Source organism: Proteus sp. G2626, from assembly GCF_009915985.1.
GTDB classification, from domain to species: domain Bacteria; phylum Pseudomonadota; class Gammaproteobacteria; order Enterobacterales; family Enterobacteriaceae; genus Proteus; species Proteus vulgaris.
Genome location: NZ_JAABNH010000026.1, coordinates 1 through 18,331, shown reverse-complemented (window position 1 = coordinate 18,331; position 18,331 = coordinate 1). Strand labels below are relative to the sequence as shown.

Here is an 18,331-nt window from a genome sequence, read left to right as displayed (position 1 = left end):
GGCTCCTGTGAATAACAGGAGCCAATCATATTTAAAGAAGTGGCATATTCTACACTGAGATAGAAAGGAATGCTGTAGCTATTTTGTCAATAGTTACTTAATGCCACCGATACGACTGAGACGAACACCTGTAGGCCATTCATTCTCTTGTTTTTCAAAGCTCATCCAAATGGTTGTCGCTTTACCCACTAAATTTTTCTCTGGCACAAAGCCCCAGAAGCGACTGTCAGAACTTCCATCACGGTTATCGCCCATCATAAAATAATGATCTTCTGGGACAATCCAAGTACCAACGGGTAATCCAGGTTGGATAAACTCAGGCATCGTCATATCACCAGGTATTGTCATTATACGGTGAGAGACTTTTCCTATCGTTTCTACTCGTTCTTCTTCACGTAATTGAGTTGCTGTTGAAATCGGCTCTTCAATTGGAATTGATTTCATGCCATTTATACGCTGACCACCCGGTACATTTTGCAATAACAGCGTCCATTCGCTTGGATAAGCGGTACCATAAGTTACCGAAATCTCATCATTACAAATCGCTTTATTACAATTTGGGTAGATGTGTATTTTTTTCGACATCATATCATAAACAATTTTATCACCCGGTAACCCAATAACACGTTTAATAAAATCAGTAGAAGGATCCCGAGGATATTTAAAGACGGCAATATCACCCCGTTTGGGTTTTCCTGTATTTATTAACGTTGTTTGTGTTATTGGATCCTTTAATCCATAAGCAAACTTTTCAACCAAGATAAAATCGCCAACCAATAAGGTTGGCATCATGGAACGAGAAGGTATTTGAAACGGCTCATACACAAATGAACGCAGAACCAAAACAATAATCAATACTGGAAAGAGAGAACCTAAGGTTTCAGCCCAGCTTGGTTTATTAATTGATTTTGCTAACTCTTGCTGATCCTCAGTACCTTGCGTCATTTCTTGAAGACGCTTTAGTTTTGCTTTTCGGGCTGGTTTGAGCTTAAAGCGCTCAATACACCAAAAAACGCCCGTTATTAGCGTTGCCAGCGTTAGGATCAAGGCAAACGTGTTAGCCATGTTTTCTCCTTAAATTATTTATCTTTACCAACATGAAGGATGGCTAAAAACGCTTCTTGTGGTAGCTCTACGTTACCAATTTGCTTCATACGTTTTTTACCATCTTTCTGTTTCTGTAACAGTTTTTTCTTACGGCTAACGTCACCACCATAACATTTGGCTAATACGTTTTTACGTAACTGTTTAACAGTTGAACGAGCAATAATATGGTTACCAATTGCCGCTTGAATAGCGATATCAAACTGTTGACGTGGAATAAATTCTTTCATTTTTTCCACCAACTCGCGTCCACGATAAGGTGCATTATCGTTATGTGTTATCAACGCTAAAGCATCAACACGATCACCATTAATCAAGACATCGACACGTACCATGTTTGAGCCTTGGAAACGGATAAAGTTATAGTCTAAAGAAGCATAACCACGTGATGTTGATTTTAAGCGGTCAAAGAAATCCAAGACCACTTCCGCCATTGGTATTTCATAAGTCAATGAAACCTGATTACCATGATAGACCATATTGGTTTGAACACCGCGTTTTTCGACACATAAAGTAATTACATTACCTAAGTATTCTTGCGGTAATAACATATGACATTCAGCAATAGGCTCTCTGATTTCTTCGATATTATTCAGTGCAGGTAATTTAGACGGGCTATCTACTGATATTATATCACCGTTAGTCATTTCAACTTCATAAACTACCGTTGGTGCTGTTGTGATCAGGTCGAGGTCATATTCACGTTCTAAACGTTCTTGAATAATCTCCATATGAAGAAGACCTAAGAAACCACAACGGAAACCGAAACCTAATGCAGATGAACTTTCTGGTTCATAGAACAATGATGCATCATTAAGACTTAATTTACCTAATGCATCACGAAATGATTCATAGTCGTCGGAACTAATTGGGAATAACCCCGCATACACCTGTGGTTTCACTTTCTTAAAACCTGGTAACGGTTTATCTGCTGGTTTTTGTGCTGCTGTTAAAGTATCTCCAACAGGGGCACCTAAAATATCTTTAATACCACAAACAACCCAACCCACTTCACCACAATTTAATGATGTTGTATCAATTTGTTTGGGCGTAAAAATACCAATACGGTCAATGTTATAAACTTGGCCAGTACTCATGACCTTGATTTTATCGCCTTTGTTCACTTTACCGTTTTTAACACGAATAAGTGAAACAACACCAAGATAGTTATCAAACCATGAATCAATGATCAGAGCTTGTAATGGCGCTTCAGGGTCGCCTTCGGGCGCTGGAATTTCTTTAACAAGACGTTCAATAACTTCTTTGACACCCACACCTGTTTTTGCAGAGCAACGTACTGCATCTGTGGCATCAATTCCTACAATATCTTCAATTTCTTCAGCAACGCGCTCAGGCTCGGCTGCAGGTAAATCTATTTTATTTAGAACCGGGACGACGGTGAGATCCATGTCCATCGCCGTATAGCAGTTTGCTAATGTTTGTGCTTCAACCCCTTGTCCTGCATCAACGACCAATAAGGCGCCTTCACAAGCGGCAAGTGAACGAGATACTTCATAAGAGAAGTCAACGTGTCCAGGGGTATCGATAAAGTTAAGCTGATAAACTTCACCGTCATCCGCGGTGTAATTCAAGGTTACGCTTTGCGCTTTGATTGTAATACCACGTTCACGCTCAAGATCCATAGAATCAAGAACCTGCGCAGCCATTTCACGATCTGATAAGCCACCACAAATTTGAATAATTCGATCTGATAACGTCGATTTACCGTGGTCAATATGTGCGATAATGGAAAAGTTACGTATGTTTTTCATTCTGAAATTATTTTTCTCTATTGCTTTGCTCTATAAATCTGGCTTTGGAGTCATTCATGGACACAAAGCGAAAACTCTATATTGCAGGAGTTATTATTGATGACGCATTCTACACACTAGAGACATTATACTCAAAGAAACGTTCATCAAACACAAACATTTATGCTAAGACTTGCATTTATTTGTGATTTTTTTGAGACAATTTCTAGATATCGAAACGCATTAATTTAAGATGAAAACAATAACGAAATTAGCCAAGCAAAAAATAATGGGGCTAACGCCCCTTCTTTTTTATCTGCTAACTACTCTTGGAATTGAACCTTAAGTTCATGAGGAGGAAGACCTATTTGTAATATAACCGGTTCAAAACCTTCATCTTTGCTCCACCATGTTGCCACTCTTTTTGCTAATAAAAAGCCAAGAAGGCCACCAGCAAGACCACTACAAAAAATAGCAAATTCACTGGAAAACCAAAGGCTCGCAATGCCCGCAACAATAAATAGGCCAATAAGTGGCGTTAAATACACCAACATCGCAGAAAGAAGTAGATTATTTTCAGGGATCCCAACTTCCACTTTTTGTCCTTCGACTAAAGGTTGTGCTACTGGAAGTTCGAGTTGATGAACAGTTTCGGGTCCTATTTTATTCAATAAATAAGAACCACACGCGGCACGAGCTTGACAACTACCACAGCCAGAAGAAGAACCATAGCGCAATAACGCTCTTCCTTCATGCCAATGTATAACTGTTGCCCACTCTTTAACCATAACTTATACCTTTTACTTTTTCGTAAATACAATACTATTCACTATCTTCTGTGCTGTAGAAAATGGTAGTTGACCAATGAAGGTAATTTCATTGCCTTCCTTGTCATAAGTATAAATTGTATTACGGCCATACCTTAACATTTTATCGCGTTCGGGCGAATTGGTATGCTGACCACTTTTATTAACATAAATAGAGAAGTCAAATAGACCATCACTAAATAAAATAGACTGACTAAACTCAGTTTCAGAAATTTGATGATTACTACGTTTTACTTCTTTAAAGCCATCAGGTAACTCGCTGACTGACCAGTGATAGACTAAAGGTTTAGACTTAGGGATAAGTAACACCGGTGGCATATTCACGGTACGTAATGAATTCAATTTAGTCTCAACCTCATTGCCTTCATTTACTGTAATCACTCTAAACTGCTCAATTATTTCATTATTTTTATCTAAAAGATCAACTCTTAAAGGAAGATACCTTTCTTCATCAATAAATAAGACATAATCATAACGGTCATTATTTTTTGATAACACACGAACAACGCGACTTGGAATATCACCAATATGAGTTCTACCCGCATCAATAAAATTATAATAGTTTGATAACTCATTGAAATCTTGATAGATAATAGCAGGAATATAATCAACAATATGATCATTTCTCAAGCTAAAGGCATCTAATCCTGGTTCAAAATAACTGATTTCATTACCACGTTGAACAATTTCACGACGTGTACTATCCATTTGCATTAATTGTGCAAGAGGTTTGCCATCAATAAGAGTATGACGATAGCGAATAGGAACAATACCTTGAGAGTTGATATTGATAAAAGATAATTCATAGGTAGAGCTTTGACTTGTCTGACCCATCTTTTGCAACAAAGCCTCGACACTACCTGTTTGAGGTTGCGCCAAGGCTTGTATCGGCATTGACAGGCTGCCCGCCACCAATAAGACGGATAACCATGATTTTTTCATTACGACTGTTTCATTCCCACACGTTATTTATACATTCACGTCGTTATTATTACTGTGCTGTTACCGGTTGAGTTACACCTTGCTCATTCGCTGGTGCTTCATTTTGTGGTGCATTATAAATACGACGATCTAACTCATACTGTTGCAACATTAATCCAAGGCGCTGATTGCGCTCTTGTAAACGTGTTTGCTGATCTTTACCTAAAGTATCATTTTGAAAATTTAAACTTACTGGTGCACCAGACCCCATGATAGGTTGGGTATTAAACACAGGTGTATCTACTTGGAAATCTTCAGAACCATTCTTTCCATTATATTGCTGAACACCAACAATAACAGCTAATGAAACACAAGCCGCGACACCAATTTGAGTTAACTGACTCGCCCAAGGGCGTAACGTTTGTAAAAAAGAGTGCTGACGCCATTGTGATGGCGCAGGTTGTTGCTCTCGTTGTTGTTCAGGACTTATGCGGACAGGTTCGTTCTCTAAAGCGAGCGCAACGCGACTTGCGATATCAAAGTGGACTACTTCACCTACATCACCACGCATTGTGTCACGAATTAAATGGTAACGTTGCCATGTTTCTTTCATTGAGTCATCACGTGCAATTGTTCCCATTAATTCTTTATCAAGAACTTCGCCATCCATAAATGCAGAAAGTTTTTCTTTTTGCATGTAAAAGTACCCTTCAGTCAGTGATGGTTCACCCACAATCAAAATTCTTGTATTAATGGTTGAACCTTATTATCAATAGCTTCTCGTGCCCTAAAAATACGTGAACGTACTGTTCCAACAGGGCAATCCATAATGACGGCTATCTCTTCATAGCTCAGTCCATCAAGTTCCCGAAGTGTTATAGCAACTCGCAAATCTTCAGGTAATGACTCTATGGTGTGAAAAACTACTCTCCGTAACTCTTCAGACAACATTAAATTCTCAGGGTTCGAAATTTCTTTCAATGCATTAGGTGATTCAAAATTTTCGACATCACTCGCATCTAAATCATTTGAAGGCGGACGTCGCCCTTGTGCAACCAGATAGTTTTTTGCGGTATTCACCGCAATACGGTAAAGCCATGTATAAAAAGCACTATCACCACGAAAAGAACCTATGGCTCGATAAGCTTTAATAAAGGCTTCCTGCGAAACATCTGGCACATCACCCTGTGGTACATAACGGGAAATCAGGCTTGCTACCTTATGTTGATAGCGGATAACCAGCAAATTAAACGCATTCTGGTCACCATTTTGTACCTTTTCAACCAACATTTGATCCGTTAACTGCTCGCTCATTAGAGATGGACTCTCCCGAAGTCTAGCTTCGCACTATTTTTAAATGACTCCGTCATATTTACTCTCGTTATTCCTTCTCGTTTTTATGAGCTACATGAGTTAGAGCGTAAAAATAGAGTGAAGTTCAATTCAATCATTATTTTAAGAGATGAATCACAAAAAAATCATCATGGTGATCACCAACCAAAATGCAATTTGCCAATAAAACAACGATAACACAATGATATCATTTAGATATATACGATTACTTACAACAATATATATAATCTTAAACAATGTATTATTAAATATAGATTTAATAATATAAATAAAAGTCAGTTACCCAAGATTGAAACTTATCGGTGTAATGGCCTTCGTTATGTCGAATAATAAGCTCTTCTATATTACATTCAATGCAACTTTCACTTTGTCTTTGAAACGCTAACAAAATTCGATGATAAGGTTTGTCTGCACTGTCTTTGATATTAACCCGTTTAGCTACACACCACTCTTTTTTTTCTGCTATTTCAATAAATTGCTTTCCAATAGTATAAGGCAACACAACACAAAATAAACCCTCTTCTGTAATAAGCGATTGCGCACAGTCTAATAATCCTTCATGCGTTAACGTTTTGGTATAACGCGCTTGTTCGCGTACATCATTGCGACAGGCGATCGCAGGCTCAAAATAAGGAGGATTACTGACAATTAAATCATATTTATTTTGTGTTTGTTCTGCATAATGATGAATATCACAATGATAAATATGAATTAATGAACACCATTGTGATGCTTGGGCATTGTCTATGGCTTGTAATGCCGCATGCTCATCAAGTTCAATGCCATCAATACACTCAATTTGGTTAGCCCGTTGAGCCAACATTAAAGCAACTAATCCACTTCCCGTACCAATATCAAGAGCTCTTTTTACATTCTCGATGGGTGCCCAAGCTCCTAATAAGACGCCATCTGTCCCGACTTTCATTTCACACTTATCATGAGCAACAAAAAATTGTTTAAATGTAAAACCGCCTTTGCGTAATCCAGCTTTTTTCACTTTCTTTTGATTCATCTATTGGCTCTATTGATTCGTCTTACTATCTCTTTTTTATTACTTATCATTCATGTCGTTGAAAAAGAGATATATGGTATGATAACGCTTCTGCAACCCCTATCTTAACATTAAACTATTTGTATACGATGCGCGCTTATTTAGATTAAGCCTAAAAAACAACGAATACCTTCGTCTATCGGTAATATATAATGTGATAGCGGTAAATCCGCTGGCTTTTAACAGGGGATAATGTCAAAATCCGCGCCCTAAACAGAGGTATACAATGACAGCCACGACATTTTCCAGTCTTGAACTTGATGAAAGTTTATTGACCGCATTAGAAGAAAAAGGATATCAACGTCCTACTGCTATTCAAGCAGATGCCATTCCAGCAGCAATGGATGGGCGTGATATTTTAGGCTCTGCGCCAACAGGCACGGGGAAAACTGCGGCCTTTTTGCTTCCGGCAATTCAACACTTGCTTGATTATCCACGTAAAAAATCAGGCCCGCCACGTATTCTTATCCTGACACCAACACGCGAACTTGCCATGCAAGTTGCCGAGCAGGCAAAAGAATTATGTGCGCACACACACTTAGATATCGCCACTATCACGGGCGGTGTTGCTTATATGAATCACGCTGAAGTTTTCAGCGAGAACCAAGATATCGTAGTTGCTACAACAGGCCGTTTATTACAGTACATCAAAGAAGAAAACTTTGACTGTCGTGCGGTAGAAATGCTGATTTTAGATGAAGCAGACCGTATGTTAGATATGGGTTTTGCTAATGATATTGAAACCATTGCGGGCGAAACTCGCTGGCGCAAACAGACATTACTATTTTCTGCAACACTTGAAGGTAATGCCGTTATTGATTTTGCACAACGTATCCTTAATGAACCCGTTGAACTGAATGCAGACCCTTCACGTCGTGAACGTAAAAAAATTCAGCAGTTCTATTATCATGCTGATAATCTTGAACATAAAACAGCATTACTGACCGCATTACTAAAGCAAGACGATGTTAAAAAATCAATTGTCTTTGTGCGTAAAAGAGAACGAGTAAGAGAACTTGTCTCTGCATTAGAAAAGCAAGGTATTAAATGTAGCTACCTTGAAGGTGAGATGGCGCAAACACAACGTAATGATGCGATAAAACGTTTAGAATCAGGACAAATGAATGTATTGGTCGCAACAGACGTTGCTTCTCGAGGTCTTGATTTAGATGATATCACTCACGTATTTAACTTTGATTTACCCCGCACCGCCGACGTTTATTTGCACCGTATTGGTCGAACAGGGCGTGCAGGGCGTAAAGGTATCGCCATTTCATTAGTTGAAGCGCACGATCACCCATTACTAGGTAAGATTGGCCGTTACGTTCAAGAGCCAATTAAATACCGTGTCGTCGCTGAGTTACGCCCAACCACTAAAGCACCGAGTCAAAAAGCAACGTTTAAACCATCTAAAAAAGTGCTGGCTAAACGTAAAGCGAAAAAAGACGAAGAGAAAAAAGCAGTTAAAGAAAAAGTGCGCGCCCGCGATCGTAAAAATATTGGTAAGCGCCGCAAAACGGCAACCAATAGCGCGACAAAAAGTGCAGCACCAGTAAACTCAGCAAAAGAAATGCCGACTGATAGCGAATAATCTGCATTATTTCTTTATTTATTTAGAACCGTAGCGAATTAATATTGCTACGGTTTTTTATTATTGAATAACACTGCTCGAGCATAAAAAAAGCCCGATATTTTCATATCGGGCTTTATCATTAACTTATTACTTTAGTAAAAAATTACAGACTTTCAGTGAAAGTACGAGTAATAACATCACGTTGTTGTTCTGGCGTCAGTGAGTTAAAGCGCACAGCATAACCAGAAACACGGATCGTTAACTGAGGATATTTCTCAGGATTATTAACTGCATCTTCCAATGTTTCACGGCTTAATACGTTAACATTAAGATGTTGACCGCCTTCTACACGAACAACCGGTTTAGATTCTACAGGCACTTCACGGTATTCGATATTGCCTAATTCTTTACGGTCAATCACTTGGCCTTCTTCAAAGCCTTTTTTAGCGCAAATGCAACGTGCTTCACCGTTTTCATCATCTAATAACCAGAAAGAGTGTAATAAATCATCGTTATCAGCTTTAGTAATTTGGATACCAGTAATCATTTCGACCTCCAATGTGGGCACAAAATCAAATTCTAATCTCGTATCAGAACTTGGGTATTTGGTCTAACCAATGTTTCTGTCTACTTATATACCAGTATAAATGGCCTCATTCTTTGATTAATATCAATAAAATTCATAAGCATTTTGTTCAACGAGATGCAAAGTGTTGTTTTAAATCAATAATCACGCCCTGCTAATTTGCAATTTTTTTTGTAAATTTTAAAAGAAAATTTGAGTTTCCAATTAATTCTAGTTTTTAAACCGTTATATTTTCATTCATTCAATGAAATCTGTAAGCTTAGATACTATAAGATATCAACAAGGATTTTATGTTATGACTACACCATTAACCTGGCATGATGTAATAGGCGTTGAAAAAGAAAAGCCTTATTTTCATCAAATTATGTCTCAAGTTGCACAACAGAGGAATGCAGGCAAAATTATTTATCCTCCTCAGGAAGACGTTTTTAATGCTTTTCGTTTTACACCTTTTGAAAATGTGAAGGTTGTTATTTTAGGGCAAGATCCTTATCACGGTCCAAACCAAGCACATGGGCTCTCTTTTTCAGTCCGCCCAGGAGTACCGGCTCCCCCTTCACTAGTTAACATGTATAAAGAGCTTGAAAAAGAATACCCTGATTTTAAGCGACCTAACCATGGCTATTTAGAAAGTTGGGCCAAACAAGGAGTTTTATTACTTAATACCGTATTGACCGTAGAGAAAGGCCAAGCACATTCTCACGCTAATTATGGTTGGGAAATATTTACAGATGCTGTTATTGAGCAAATTAATCAGCGTAGAGAAGGGGTTATTTTCCTACTTTGGGGAGCGCATGCTCAGAAAAAAGGTCGTTTTATTGATACAAATAAACACGTTATCTTAAAAGCCCCTCACCCATCACCACTTTCTGCACATAGAGGCTTTTTAGGCTGTGGTCATTTTAAACAGGCTAATGATATTTTACAGCAACAAGGCCGAACACCTATCAATTGGTATCTTGACGCGATTGAGTAAGACCTGCCTTTAAAAATATAAAACCGCACAATAACTTGAAGATTTATAAACTTCGTATTGTGCGGTTTACTTTATCTACACTAAATAAAACGTGTGATAACGAATACTTTTATTAATGCTATTTAGAAACGATAACCATAGCTGGACGTAATAAACGACCATTTAAGGTATATCCTTTTTGCATAACATCAACAACATGATTAGATTCATGTTCAGGACTATCAATCAATGTCATCGCTTGGTGAACATCAGGGTTGAAAGCCACATTTTTTTCTTCAACCACTTCAATGCCAAATTTACGAACGGCATCTAAGAATGATTTCAACGTTAACTCTAACCCTTCAATCATTGGTTTTTGCGATTCATTTTCATGATCAGCCGCAGATAAAGCGCGTTCTAAATTATCAAGTACAGGCAATAACTCATTAGAGAATTTTTCAAGTGCAAATTTATGTGCTTTCTCAATATCTTGTTGAGTACGGCGACGCACGTTTTCAACTTCAGCTAAAGCACGAGCCATAGCTTCACGCTCTGTTTTTTGTGATTGCTCCAGTTGTTTTTCAAGAGAATCAATACGCGCTAATGCCTCAACTAATTCAGCTTGGGCATTAAAATCTGCTTGCGCTTCTTCGGTCATAACCTGCTCTTGAGAATCATCCATTACCGATCCCATTCCTTCTTTTTCTTTTGAGACTTGCTCTTCATGTACATTTTGTTCTTTACTACTCATGAACATCTCCGCGTAGTTTTGGTATTCATCTTCATATTTAGTTTATTATGGGGATCAATAAACGGGTTTCAAGGAATTGGCGCAAAACGAGGGTAAAAAAATGCCAGATAATACCGTAACGGAAAAAAAACACTTTAAATGTATTGGCATTGTCGGCCATCCCCGCCATCCTGAGGCACTTTCAACACATGAAATGCTCTATCATTGGCTACAGGCTCAAGGCTATGATGTTATTATCGATACACAAGTCGCTCAAGAGCTAAAACTTGGAAATGCACAAACAGGTGATTTAACACAGGTGGGAAAAGCCGCTGATCTGGTTATTGTCGTCGGAGGTGATGGCAACATGCTTGGAGCAGCTCGTGTTTTATCGCGCTATAACATCAAAGTGATTGGTGTTAACCGCGGTAATTTAGGTTTTCTTACAGATCTTGATCCTGATAATGCCTTACAACAATTAACCAATGTTTTAGCTGGACACTATCGTGAAGAAAAACGGTTCTTACTTGAAGCTCGAGTCTGCGCTGAAGGTGAAAGAACACGTATTGGCACAGCAATAAATGAAGTCGTGCTTCATCCCGGTAAAGTGGCTCATATGATTGAGTTTGAAGTTTACATTGATGATCGCTTTGCCTTTTCACAACGTTCTGATGGCTTAATTATAGCCACCCCCACGGGTTCAACCGCCTATTCATTATCTGCTGGTGGCCCTATTTTAACGCCCAATCTTGATGCTATTGCACTAGTACCAATGTTTCCACATACCTTGTCAGCACGACCTTTAGTTATCAGTAGTGATAGTCAAATTCGCCTAAAATTCTCACAAACAAATATTGATTACGAAGTAAGTTGTGATAGTCAATTAGTGTTGCCTATTAAAGAAGGCGATGAAGTCATCATTAAACGTAGCCGTCAAAAACTCAATTTAGTTCATCCGACTGATTACAATTATTTTAATACACTCAGCTCAAAATTAGGCTGGTCGAAAAAAATGTTCTAATTTTTGTGCCTCACTACTTTACTGTATAAAAAACCAGTTTATACTGTATGTAATTACAGATATGTTTTTATACACAGGAGAGGCACTATGCTGACTCAATTAACTATTAGTCATTTTGCCATAGTCCGTGAACTTGAAATCGATTTTTCTGGTGGCATGACGACCATTACGGGTGAAACTGGTGCTGGTAAATCTATAGCCATTGATGCACTAGGTTTATGCTTAGGTAACCGTGGTGATGCCAATATGGTGCGCCCAGGTGCAGCCAGAGCTGATTTATGCGCACGATTCTCACTCTCTGACACGCCATCGGCACAGCGTTGGCTTGAAGAACATCATCTTGATGATCATAACGAATGCTTATTAAGAAGAACCATCTCTACTGATGGGCGTTCTCGTGGTTTTATCAACGGTACTTCCGTCCCCCTTTCTCAATTAAGGGAGCTTGGCTCTTTGTTGATCCAAATTCATGGGCAACATGCTCACCAACAACTTTTAGAGCCTCGCTATCAAAAACAACTGCTTGATATTTATGCCCATGAACCAACTCTATTAAAAAGCATGAAATCAGCCTATCAAACATGGCATCAAAGTTGTCAGACATTGGCAGCGTTTCAACAACTCTCTCTAGAAAGAGAAGCAAGGCAACAACTGGTTGATTATCATTTAAAAGAGCTTAATGAATTTCAACCGGTACAAGGCGAGTATCCTGAATTAGATCAAGAATATAAACGTCTGTCTAACTGCGGGCAATTTTTGACCTTAAGCCAAAATAGCTTACAACTCTTAAGTGACAATGAAGAGCAAAATATTTTAAGTATGCTCAATGTCGCTAAACATGAAATTACAGAGCTCACCTCTATGGAGAGCCAATTTAATTCATTATTAGAGATGCTAGAAGAAGCCTCAATTCAAATTAGTGAAGTCAGTGACGAACTTCGCCATTATAGCGATCGTTTAGAAATGGATCCCAATCGCTTATTTGAAGTTGAAAAGCGCATGTCCAAATACATTAGTTTATCACGCAAGCATCGCGTAGCACCTGAAGAATTATACGATCTGCATCAGCAACTCATGGAAGAAAAAAATGCCTTACTACGCCAAAATGATGACTGTAAAACTTTAATCGAAAAAGTAAAAACCGATCATTTAATTGCGTTAGACATTGCTAAACAATTACATCAAGTTCGCCAACAATATGCTAATGAGTTAAGCCAACTTATCACTAACAGTATGCATCAGTTATCAATGCCTCATGGTTATTTCACTGTTGATACTTACTTCGATGACAGCTCACTACAAATCGATGGTGCCACAAAAGTTGAGTTTAATGTCACCACAAACCCTGGACAACCTCACCAAGCCCTTTCTAAAGTCGCTTCTGGTGGTGAGTTATCCCGTATTGCACTCGCAATTCAAGTGATCACAGCGAAAAAAATGGATACACCAGCCCTGATTTTTGATGAAGTGGATGTGGGGATCAGTGGTCCTACAGCGGCTATTGTCGGTAAATTATTACGAGAATTGGGTGAGTCAACCCAAGTAATGTGCGTCACTCACTTACCTCAAGTGGCAGGTTGTGGACATCAACACTATTTTGTTAATAAAGAGACAAACGGTGAAGAGACAGAAACCACAATGAAATTATTATCGAAAAAAGAGCGTTTACAAGAGATTGCTCGCTTATTAGCAGGTAGTGAAGTCACCAAAAATACGTTAGCAAATGCGAAAGATTTGTTGGCAGCATAACGATTAACAAACTTTTATTGATATTTAAGGTCATAGGCAGAGCGTGAAAGGTTTTCAATTGCTGCGTTGTCGATTATCATCGTCACTATGACCCTAAAAGGAATGTAATAACCATGCGTTTTAAACTGTTAAAAGTTGCCGCTTTATCTTTAGTCGTAATGACTTCAGGTTGCTCTATGTTCGAGAGACTGGTTTATCACCCAGATATTAATCAGGGAAATTACTTAACACCGGCTGAAGTCGCGAAAGTTCAGCAAGGAATGACACAGCAGCAAGTTCAATTTGCCCTTGGTACGCCAATGCTTAAAGATCCTTTCGGAAGCCAAACTTGGTATTATGTTTTCCGTGAAGAGCCAGGCCATCAGAAAGTACGTCAAGAAACCCTGACACTGACTTTTGATAGCAATGGCATACTGACTAAGATTGACAAACAAGGCAATATGCCTAATTTCTCAGCGCCTGCAACCAAAGCATAATGCTGTCATTGTGCTAAGAAAGCTTAGTTTTGTATAAGATTGGCAAAAACGAATTGCACCCCATACGTTAAATTTGACGTTGGGGTGTGTTTTTATAGAGAGAAATGACTTTATAGTCGTGTTGTCTTTTATTGTATCTGTCTGTAATCAATCTGCCTATCAATGCAGTATATAGCGCCCTGTATTTAGAGGCAAAAAACATAATATTAATCCGCTTTTTGTCGGGCTTTTTCAGCACGTTTACGACGCATTTCTTTCGGATCGGCAATTAACGGTCGATAAATTTCAACTCGGTCTCCGTCTCGCACATTATCACTTAACTTTGCTGGTCGACTATAAATACCCACTTTATTCTTAGTTAAATCAATATCATTACAAATCGTTAATATATTCGAAGCAATAATGGCTTGTTCAACAGTCTCCCCTAACGTTAACTCTACAGGGATTAGGTACTGTTTATCGGGTAACGCGTAAGTTACCTCTACCCATATTTTAGTCACGATAAATCTCTTTCGCTCTGTGAGTAAACGCCTGAACCATATTGTTCGTTAAATCTTTAAAAATACGGCCAAAAGCCAACTCAATTAATTTATTAGTAAACTCAAAGTCTAGCTGAAATTCTATCTTACACGCATTATCATCAAGTGCGGTAAACACCCATCCTCCCGTTAATTTACGAAAGGGACCATCAACAAGACGCATATCAACACGTTCATTGGTCTTTAAAAAGTTATGGGTAGTAAATGTTTTACTAATTCCCGCTTTAGAGACATTTATTGATGCAATCATTTCTTCTGGTGTGCTTTTGATCAGTTTACTTCCAACGCATCCTGGTAGAAAATCGGGATAAGTAAGAACATCATTAACCAGTTTAAACATTTGCTCTGTGCTAAAAGGCACGAGAGCAGATCGACTAATCTGAGGCATAGTTATTCCTGTACGACAACACTGTGTGGATCATATCATTGAACAGTGACTAATTAAAAATCTAATGGAATATAGCTTAAGTTTTATGCAATTGAAAAGAAAACAGTCGGTTAAATGATTTCTTTCTATTGCTCATACAGTATAATGTGGACATTATGACAAAGAAAAAATCACACAAACCTGGTTCTGCGACCATTGCGTTAAACAAACGCGCTCGCCATGAATATTTCATCGAAGATGAGATAGAAGCGGGTCTGTCGTTACAAGGCTGGGAAGTTAAATCACTGCGTGCCGGTAAAGCAAACATCAGTGATAGCTATGTTATCATGCGTGATGGCGAAGCTTATCTTTTTGGTGCAACCATTACTCCTTTAAATGTTGCATCAAGCCATGTCGTTTGTGACCCGACTCGTACCCGTAAACTATTATTAAAACAACGCGAATTAGATTCACTTTACGGTCAAATCAATCGTGATGGATACACCGTCGTTGCCCTTTCTCTTTATTGGAAAAATGCGTGGTGTAAAATTAAAGTTGGCGTTGCCAAAGGTAAAAAAGATCACGATAAACGCGATACCATTAAAGATCGTGAGTGGAAATTAGACAAAGCACGTATCATGAAAAATGCTAACCGCTAAATTGTGTTAAGTACTAGCAATTACAAGTATTTTTCTGATATACTCGCTTTCAACAACTTGGGGCTGATTCTGGATTCGACGGGATTTGCGAAACCCAAGGTGCATGCCGAGGGGCGGTTGGCCTCGTAAAAAGCCGCAAAAAAGATAGTCGCAAACGACAATCAGTACGAAGCACTAGCAGCTTAATAACCTGCGTAGAGCCCTCTCTCCCTAGCTTCCGCTCTTAAGACGGGGATCAAGAGAGGTCAAACCCAAAAGAGATCGCGTGGAGACCTAGCTTGGGGTTAAAGCGTTAAACTTAATCAAGCTAGCTTATTCATGGCGCGTCTGTCCGCAGTGGGTAAGTGAAATTAAAGATAGACTAAGCATGTAGTACCGAGGACGTAGAAATTTCGGACGCGGGTTCAACTCCCGCCAGCTCCACCAAATTTGGTGGGTCAGTGATAGGACAACGGTTTCAAAAACAAGAAGTTAGCGAAATCATCAAGACTACACACGAACAACAAAAGGACTTGAAAGTGCACGCGAAATGCACGTGCATTTGAAAACAAAACCCTGAGGGTCATTCCTCGGGGTTTTCTATTTGTAACAAAGTGTAATAAATTATTTCTTTCAATCCCACATTAAGAAGAATTCCAGAGCAATATTAATTCATTAAATACGAAATAATATGCATATCACCTAATCCTCTTGCTTAACACGTCAGGATGATAAACCCTTTTATTTGTATGTCTTATTGGTTCCTTATTGTAGGATAGATGTAACCTACAATAAGTGATTGCACAAATGAGAATGTCTCAGCAAAACAAGTGAAATTATCTAGAATTAAAACCTTAAACCGCATTGAAAATAAGAATCATTAACATTAATGTAGTATGCTATAAAATAGAACTAATTGCCCATTAGGAGCTGAATATGAATAAAAAATATTATGTTAATAATATGTTCTGGGGATTTTTCATTCTTGCAATTCATGTGATTCTTTCGTGGGAAGAACTCCGTTTAGGAGATGGATTTCTCTGGTTATTTATGAGTATTATCAACGCTATTTTATATCCATTTGCTAAATGGGCTGTTGAATGCTTCTTCTTAAAATTTACCACTAGAGAATTTTGGAATAAAGGTTGGTTTATAGATACTCCTGGGAAAAAAGGTATATTAGCACTATATTCCATAATGGTTTTTATATTTGCCATCCCTATTTCTATACTTTGTATAATAACTATTCTAGTAAAAAGCCACTTATATAATATATAAATGGCCTTTAATATCTATGTAATTAAATTCCTATTAGCTTATTTGCTTTTTCGATTAGTTTATCATCGATTAAAGCTCCAACAGTTGCAATGATTAATCCATAGCCTAATATCCCAACTGGGCCACCTAATAGCATACTAAATGCAAATCCCACGACAACAGGAGCGGCATATCCAACAGCTATTGTTTCAGCTTTAACAAAAAATGGCCTCCAGTTATCAGTTTTTATAGCTTTTTTATACTCATCGTATAGTTCATAGGTATAAATAGCTTTGTTAATATATCCCATTCCTTTACTGAATTGTTGTAATCTTTTTGCAAGCTCCTCGACTTTGATTGACTCTATATATTTTACGATAGCAGCTCTATCTGCTGCATTGATCCGCTTTTTAGTATTAGCTCTATATTTTTCATAAGCCTTAGCTGCATCATCAGCATTACGAATAGTTTTTCCCTTTGCTTGTTCTGCTAACTCCCTAGATAGTTGTTCGGCTTTTACCCCATATTCTTTAGCTATTTGTTCATAAAATGATGCTGTAAACTTCACCCCATCTTTGATGTCATTAAATTCTTTTTCCTGCTGAGGGCGCGGATCTTTATCCTTAAGTGCAATTGCAGGGAAGCCCGAATAAGCATACAAAGGCGGTAAGTTTGAATTTCTAGGAAATACAATAATTGCATCATTAAATTGATGTGGATATGGTACTTCTATCCTTTTGTTTTCTACCTTATTAGGTAATTCTACTTTTTCTGGATATGAGAACTTTTTATTTTCATTTGAATATTTTTGAATAATATTCCCTTGCAAACCAAGTCCACTATAAGAATCTGCTGGTAAAAGCGCATATTCTATTCCCAAATTTTTAATATCCATATGATAGCCATTGCCAATATAATTGGCGGGATACACAGGCACTTCTTTCGTCACCAATACACCATCGGTTCTAACTAACGCTGCACTCGCTTTATTATTTTCTTTAATTACAGCCATTCTTGCATTAACATTAACTGTACCGTTGTTTTTTGCAATTTCATTAAGTGTGCCAGACATTAAGTCAGGGTTATTAATTAAGTTTTCTGCAGGAATCGTAGACATAAGATCTAACTCATCAAATGAATTATTATCAAATTCACTAAATTCCATAAATTTTACTGAGTTTACATTATTATCATCAATACTATTTTCTTTACTGTATAAACTAATAACAGACTCTACCAATTTATCTTGACTAAATTAACGGCTTCTTTTGTAAGAAAATATTTCTTTTTAAATGTTTCGAGTTGCTCAATAACAACACCATTAAAATGCATTACACCTTTATTGGTAGCTAATTCTCTATTGTTTGAGCTATTAGTTAGTTTATTATTATTACTAGAAATAATAACAGGCTTTTGTGGCTTATTTACTGTGA

Annotated in this window: 20 protein-coding genes and 1 other RNA gene; 8 read left to right on the top strand and 13 right to left on the bottom strand. The window is 37.9% G+C overall.

Features of this window, described 5'->3' with window-relative positions; genetic code table 11:
- Positions 1 to 93: 93 nt before the first annotated feature.
- From lepB to trmN, 7 genes are all read right to left on the bottom strand, one after another.
- The gene (gene lepB, locus GWJ05_RS11140; RefSeq protein WP_036935327.1) at positions 94 to 1,065 is read right to left on the bottom strand and encodes a signal peptidase I; all 972 of its coding nucleotides are present in this window, start codon (positions 1,063 to 1,065) and stop codon (positions 94 to 96) included.
- 14 nt (positions 1,066 to 1,079) lie between these two features.
- On the bottom strand, positions 1,080 to 2,876 hold the full coding sequence (gene lepA / locus GWJ05_RS11135; protein WP_036935324.1) for a translation elongation factor 4: 1,797 nt from the start codon (positions 2,874 to 2,876) through the stop codon (positions 1,080 to 1,082).
- A gap of 302 nt (positions 2,877 to 3,178) precedes the next feature.
- Positions 3,179 to 3,643 carry a SoxR-reducing system protein RseC gene (rseC, locus tag GWJ05_RS11130; protein WP_036935321.1) on the bottom strand — a complete coding sequence of 155 codons (465 nt, stop codon included), beginning with the start codon at positions 3,641 to 3,643 and terminating at the stop codon, positions 3,179 to 3,181.
- A 12-nt stretch (positions 3,644 to 3,655) separates the two neighbouring features.
- On the bottom strand, positions 3,656 to 4,624 hold the full coding sequence (rseB, locus tag GWJ05_RS11125) for a sigma-E factor regulatory protein RseB (protein WP_103004897.1): 969 nt from the start codon (positions 4,622 to 4,624) through the stop codon (positions 3,656 to 3,658).
- A gap of 49 nt (positions 4,625 to 4,673) precedes the next feature.
- On the bottom strand, positions 4,674 to 5,300 hold the full coding sequence (gene rseA, locus GWJ05_RS11120; RefSeq protein ID WP_036938924.1) for an anti-sigma-E factor RseA: 627 nt from the start codon (positions 5,298 to 5,300) through the stop codon (positions 4,674 to 4,676).
- Between the two features lie 38 nt (positions 5,301 to 5,338).
- Positions 5,339 to 5,917 (bottom strand): RNA polymerase sigma factor RpoE, encoded by a 579-nt coding sequence (gene rpoE / locus GWJ05_RS11115; RefSeq protein WP_023581594.1) that lies wholly within the window; start codon positions 5,915 to 5,917, stop codon positions 5,339 to 5,341.
- A gap of 295 nt (positions 5,918 to 6,212) precedes the next feature.
- Positions 6,213 to 6,968: a tRNA(1)(Val) (adenine(37)-N(6))-methyltransferase TrmN gene (gene trmN, locus GWJ05_RS11110; protein ID WP_036935315.1), complete on the bottom strand. Its 756-nt coding sequence runs from the start codon at positions 6,966 to 6,968 to the stop codon at positions 6,213 to 6,215.
- 265 nt (positions 6,969 to 7,233) lie between these two features.
- Between trmN and srmB the strand changes: the two genes are divergently transcribed.
- Positions 7,234 to 8,598: an ATP-dependent RNA helicase SrmB gene (srmB, locus tag GWJ05_RS11105; protein WP_036935312.1), complete on the top strand. Its 1,365-nt coding sequence runs from the start codon at positions 7,234 to 7,236 to the stop codon at positions 8,596 to 8,598.
- Positions 8,599 to 8,743: 145 nt separating this feature from the next.
- On the opposite strand, the gene grcA is transcribed toward srmB, so the two are convergent.
- Positions 8,744 to 9,127 carry an autonomous glycyl radical cofactor GrcA gene (gene grcA, locus GWJ05_RS11100; protein WP_036935309.1) on the bottom strand — a complete coding sequence of 128 codons (384 nt, stop codon included), beginning with the start codon at positions 9,125 to 9,127 and terminating at the stop codon, positions 8,744 to 8,746.
- 334 nt (positions 9,128 to 9,461) lie between these two features.
- Between grcA and ung the strand changes: the two genes are divergently transcribed.
- Positions 9,462 to 10,142, top strand: a complete 681-nt coding sequence (gene ung, locus GWJ05_RS11095; RefSeq protein WP_036935306.1) for a uracil-DNA glycosylase — start codon at positions 9,462 to 9,464, stop codon at positions 10,140 to 10,142.
- A gap of 118 nt (positions 10,143 to 10,260) precedes the next feature.
- On the opposite strand, the gene grpE is transcribed toward ung, so the two are convergent.
- Positions 10,261 to 10,872, bottom strand: coding sequence for a nucleotide exchange factor GrpE (grpE, locus tag GWJ05_RS11090; protein ID WP_087803270.1), 612 nt, complete (start codon positions 10,870 to 10,872; stop codon positions 10,261 to 10,263).
- 100 nt (positions 10,873 to 10,972) lie between these two features.
- Here grpE and nadK point away from each other — a divergent pair, with 100 nt between their 5' ends.
- The 3 genes from nadK to bamE all read left to right on the top strand — a co-directional run bounded on the left by nadK (position 10,973) and on the right by bamE (position 14,097).
- Positions 10,973 to 11,872, top strand: a complete 900-nt coding sequence (gene nadK / locus GWJ05_RS11085) for an NAD(+) kinase (RefSeq protein WP_036935301.1) — start codon at positions 10,973 to 10,975, stop codon at positions 11,870 to 11,872.
- An 87-nt stretch (positions 11,873 to 11,959) separates the two neighbouring features.
- On the top strand, positions 11,960 to 13,621 hold the full coding sequence (gene recN / locus GWJ05_RS11080) for a DNA repair protein RecN (RefSeq protein WP_036935298.1): 1,662 nt from the start codon (positions 11,960 to 11,962) through the stop codon (positions 13,619 to 13,621).
- A 113-nt stretch (positions 13,622 to 13,734) separates the two neighbouring features.
- A complete protein-coding gene (gene bamE, locus GWJ05_RS11075) occupies positions 13,735 to 14,097 on the top strand; it encodes an outer membrane protein assembly factor BamE (RefSeq protein ID WP_036935295.1) in 363 nt (120 codons plus the stop codon).
- Positions 14,098 to 14,303: 206 nt separating this feature from the next.
- On the opposite strand, the gene GWJ05_RS11070 is transcribed toward bamE, so the two are convergent.
- Positions 14,304 to 14,600, bottom strand: coding sequence for an RnfH family protein (locus GWJ05_RS11070; RefSeq protein ID WP_373364692.1), 297 nt, complete (start codon positions 14,598 to 14,600; stop codon positions 14,304 to 14,306).
- A complete protein-coding gene (locus tag GWJ05_RS11065) occupies positions 14,590 to 15,024 on the bottom strand; it encodes an SRPBCC family protein (protein WP_006533588.1) in 435 nt (144 codons plus the stop codon). The genes GWJ05_RS11070 and GWJ05_RS11065 overlap by 11 nt, the downstream gene beginning before the upstream one ends.
- Positions 15,025 to 15,179: 155 nt before the next feature.
- Here GWJ05_RS11065 and smpB point away from each other — a divergent pair, with 155 nt between their 5' ends.
- From smpB to GWJ05_RS11050, 3 genes are all read left to right on the top strand, one after another.
- The gene (gene smpB / locus GWJ05_RS11060; protein WP_036935288.1) at positions 15,180 to 15,662 is read left to right on the top strand and encodes an SsrA-binding protein SmpB; all 483 of its coding nucleotides are present in this window, start codon (positions 15,180 to 15,182) and stop codon (positions 15,660 to 15,662) included.
- 59 nt (positions 15,663 to 15,721) lie between these two features.
- Positions 15,722 to 16,088: a transfer-messenger RNA gene (gene ssrA / locus GWJ05_RS11055) on the top strand.
- Positions 16,089 to 16,577: 489 nt separating this feature from the next.
- Positions 16,578 to 16,919: a colicin E1 immunity protein gene (locus GWJ05_RS11050; RefSeq protein ID WP_237585125.1), complete on the top strand. Its 342-nt coding sequence runs from the start codon at positions 16,578 to 16,580 to the stop codon at positions 16,917 to 16,919.
- A gap of 22 nt (positions 16,920 to 16,941) precedes the next feature.
- Here GWJ05_RS11050 and GWJ05_RS11045 read toward each other — a convergent pair whose 3' ends face one another.
- Together GWJ05_RS11045 and GWJ05_RS18590 are read right to left on the bottom strand one after the other, a co-directional pair.
- Positions 16,942 to 18,063, bottom strand: coding sequence for a colicin-like pore-forming protein (locus tag GWJ05_RS11045; RefSeq protein ID WP_161681408.1), 1,122 nt, complete (start codon positions 18,061 to 18,063; stop codon positions 16,942 to 16,944).
- 68 nt (positions 18,064 to 18,131) lie between these two features.
- Positions 18,132 to 18,331 (bottom strand): hypothetical protein (locus GWJ05_RS18590; RefSeq protein ID WP_237585113.1); only part of this gene is annotated, 200 nt, incomplete at its 5' end.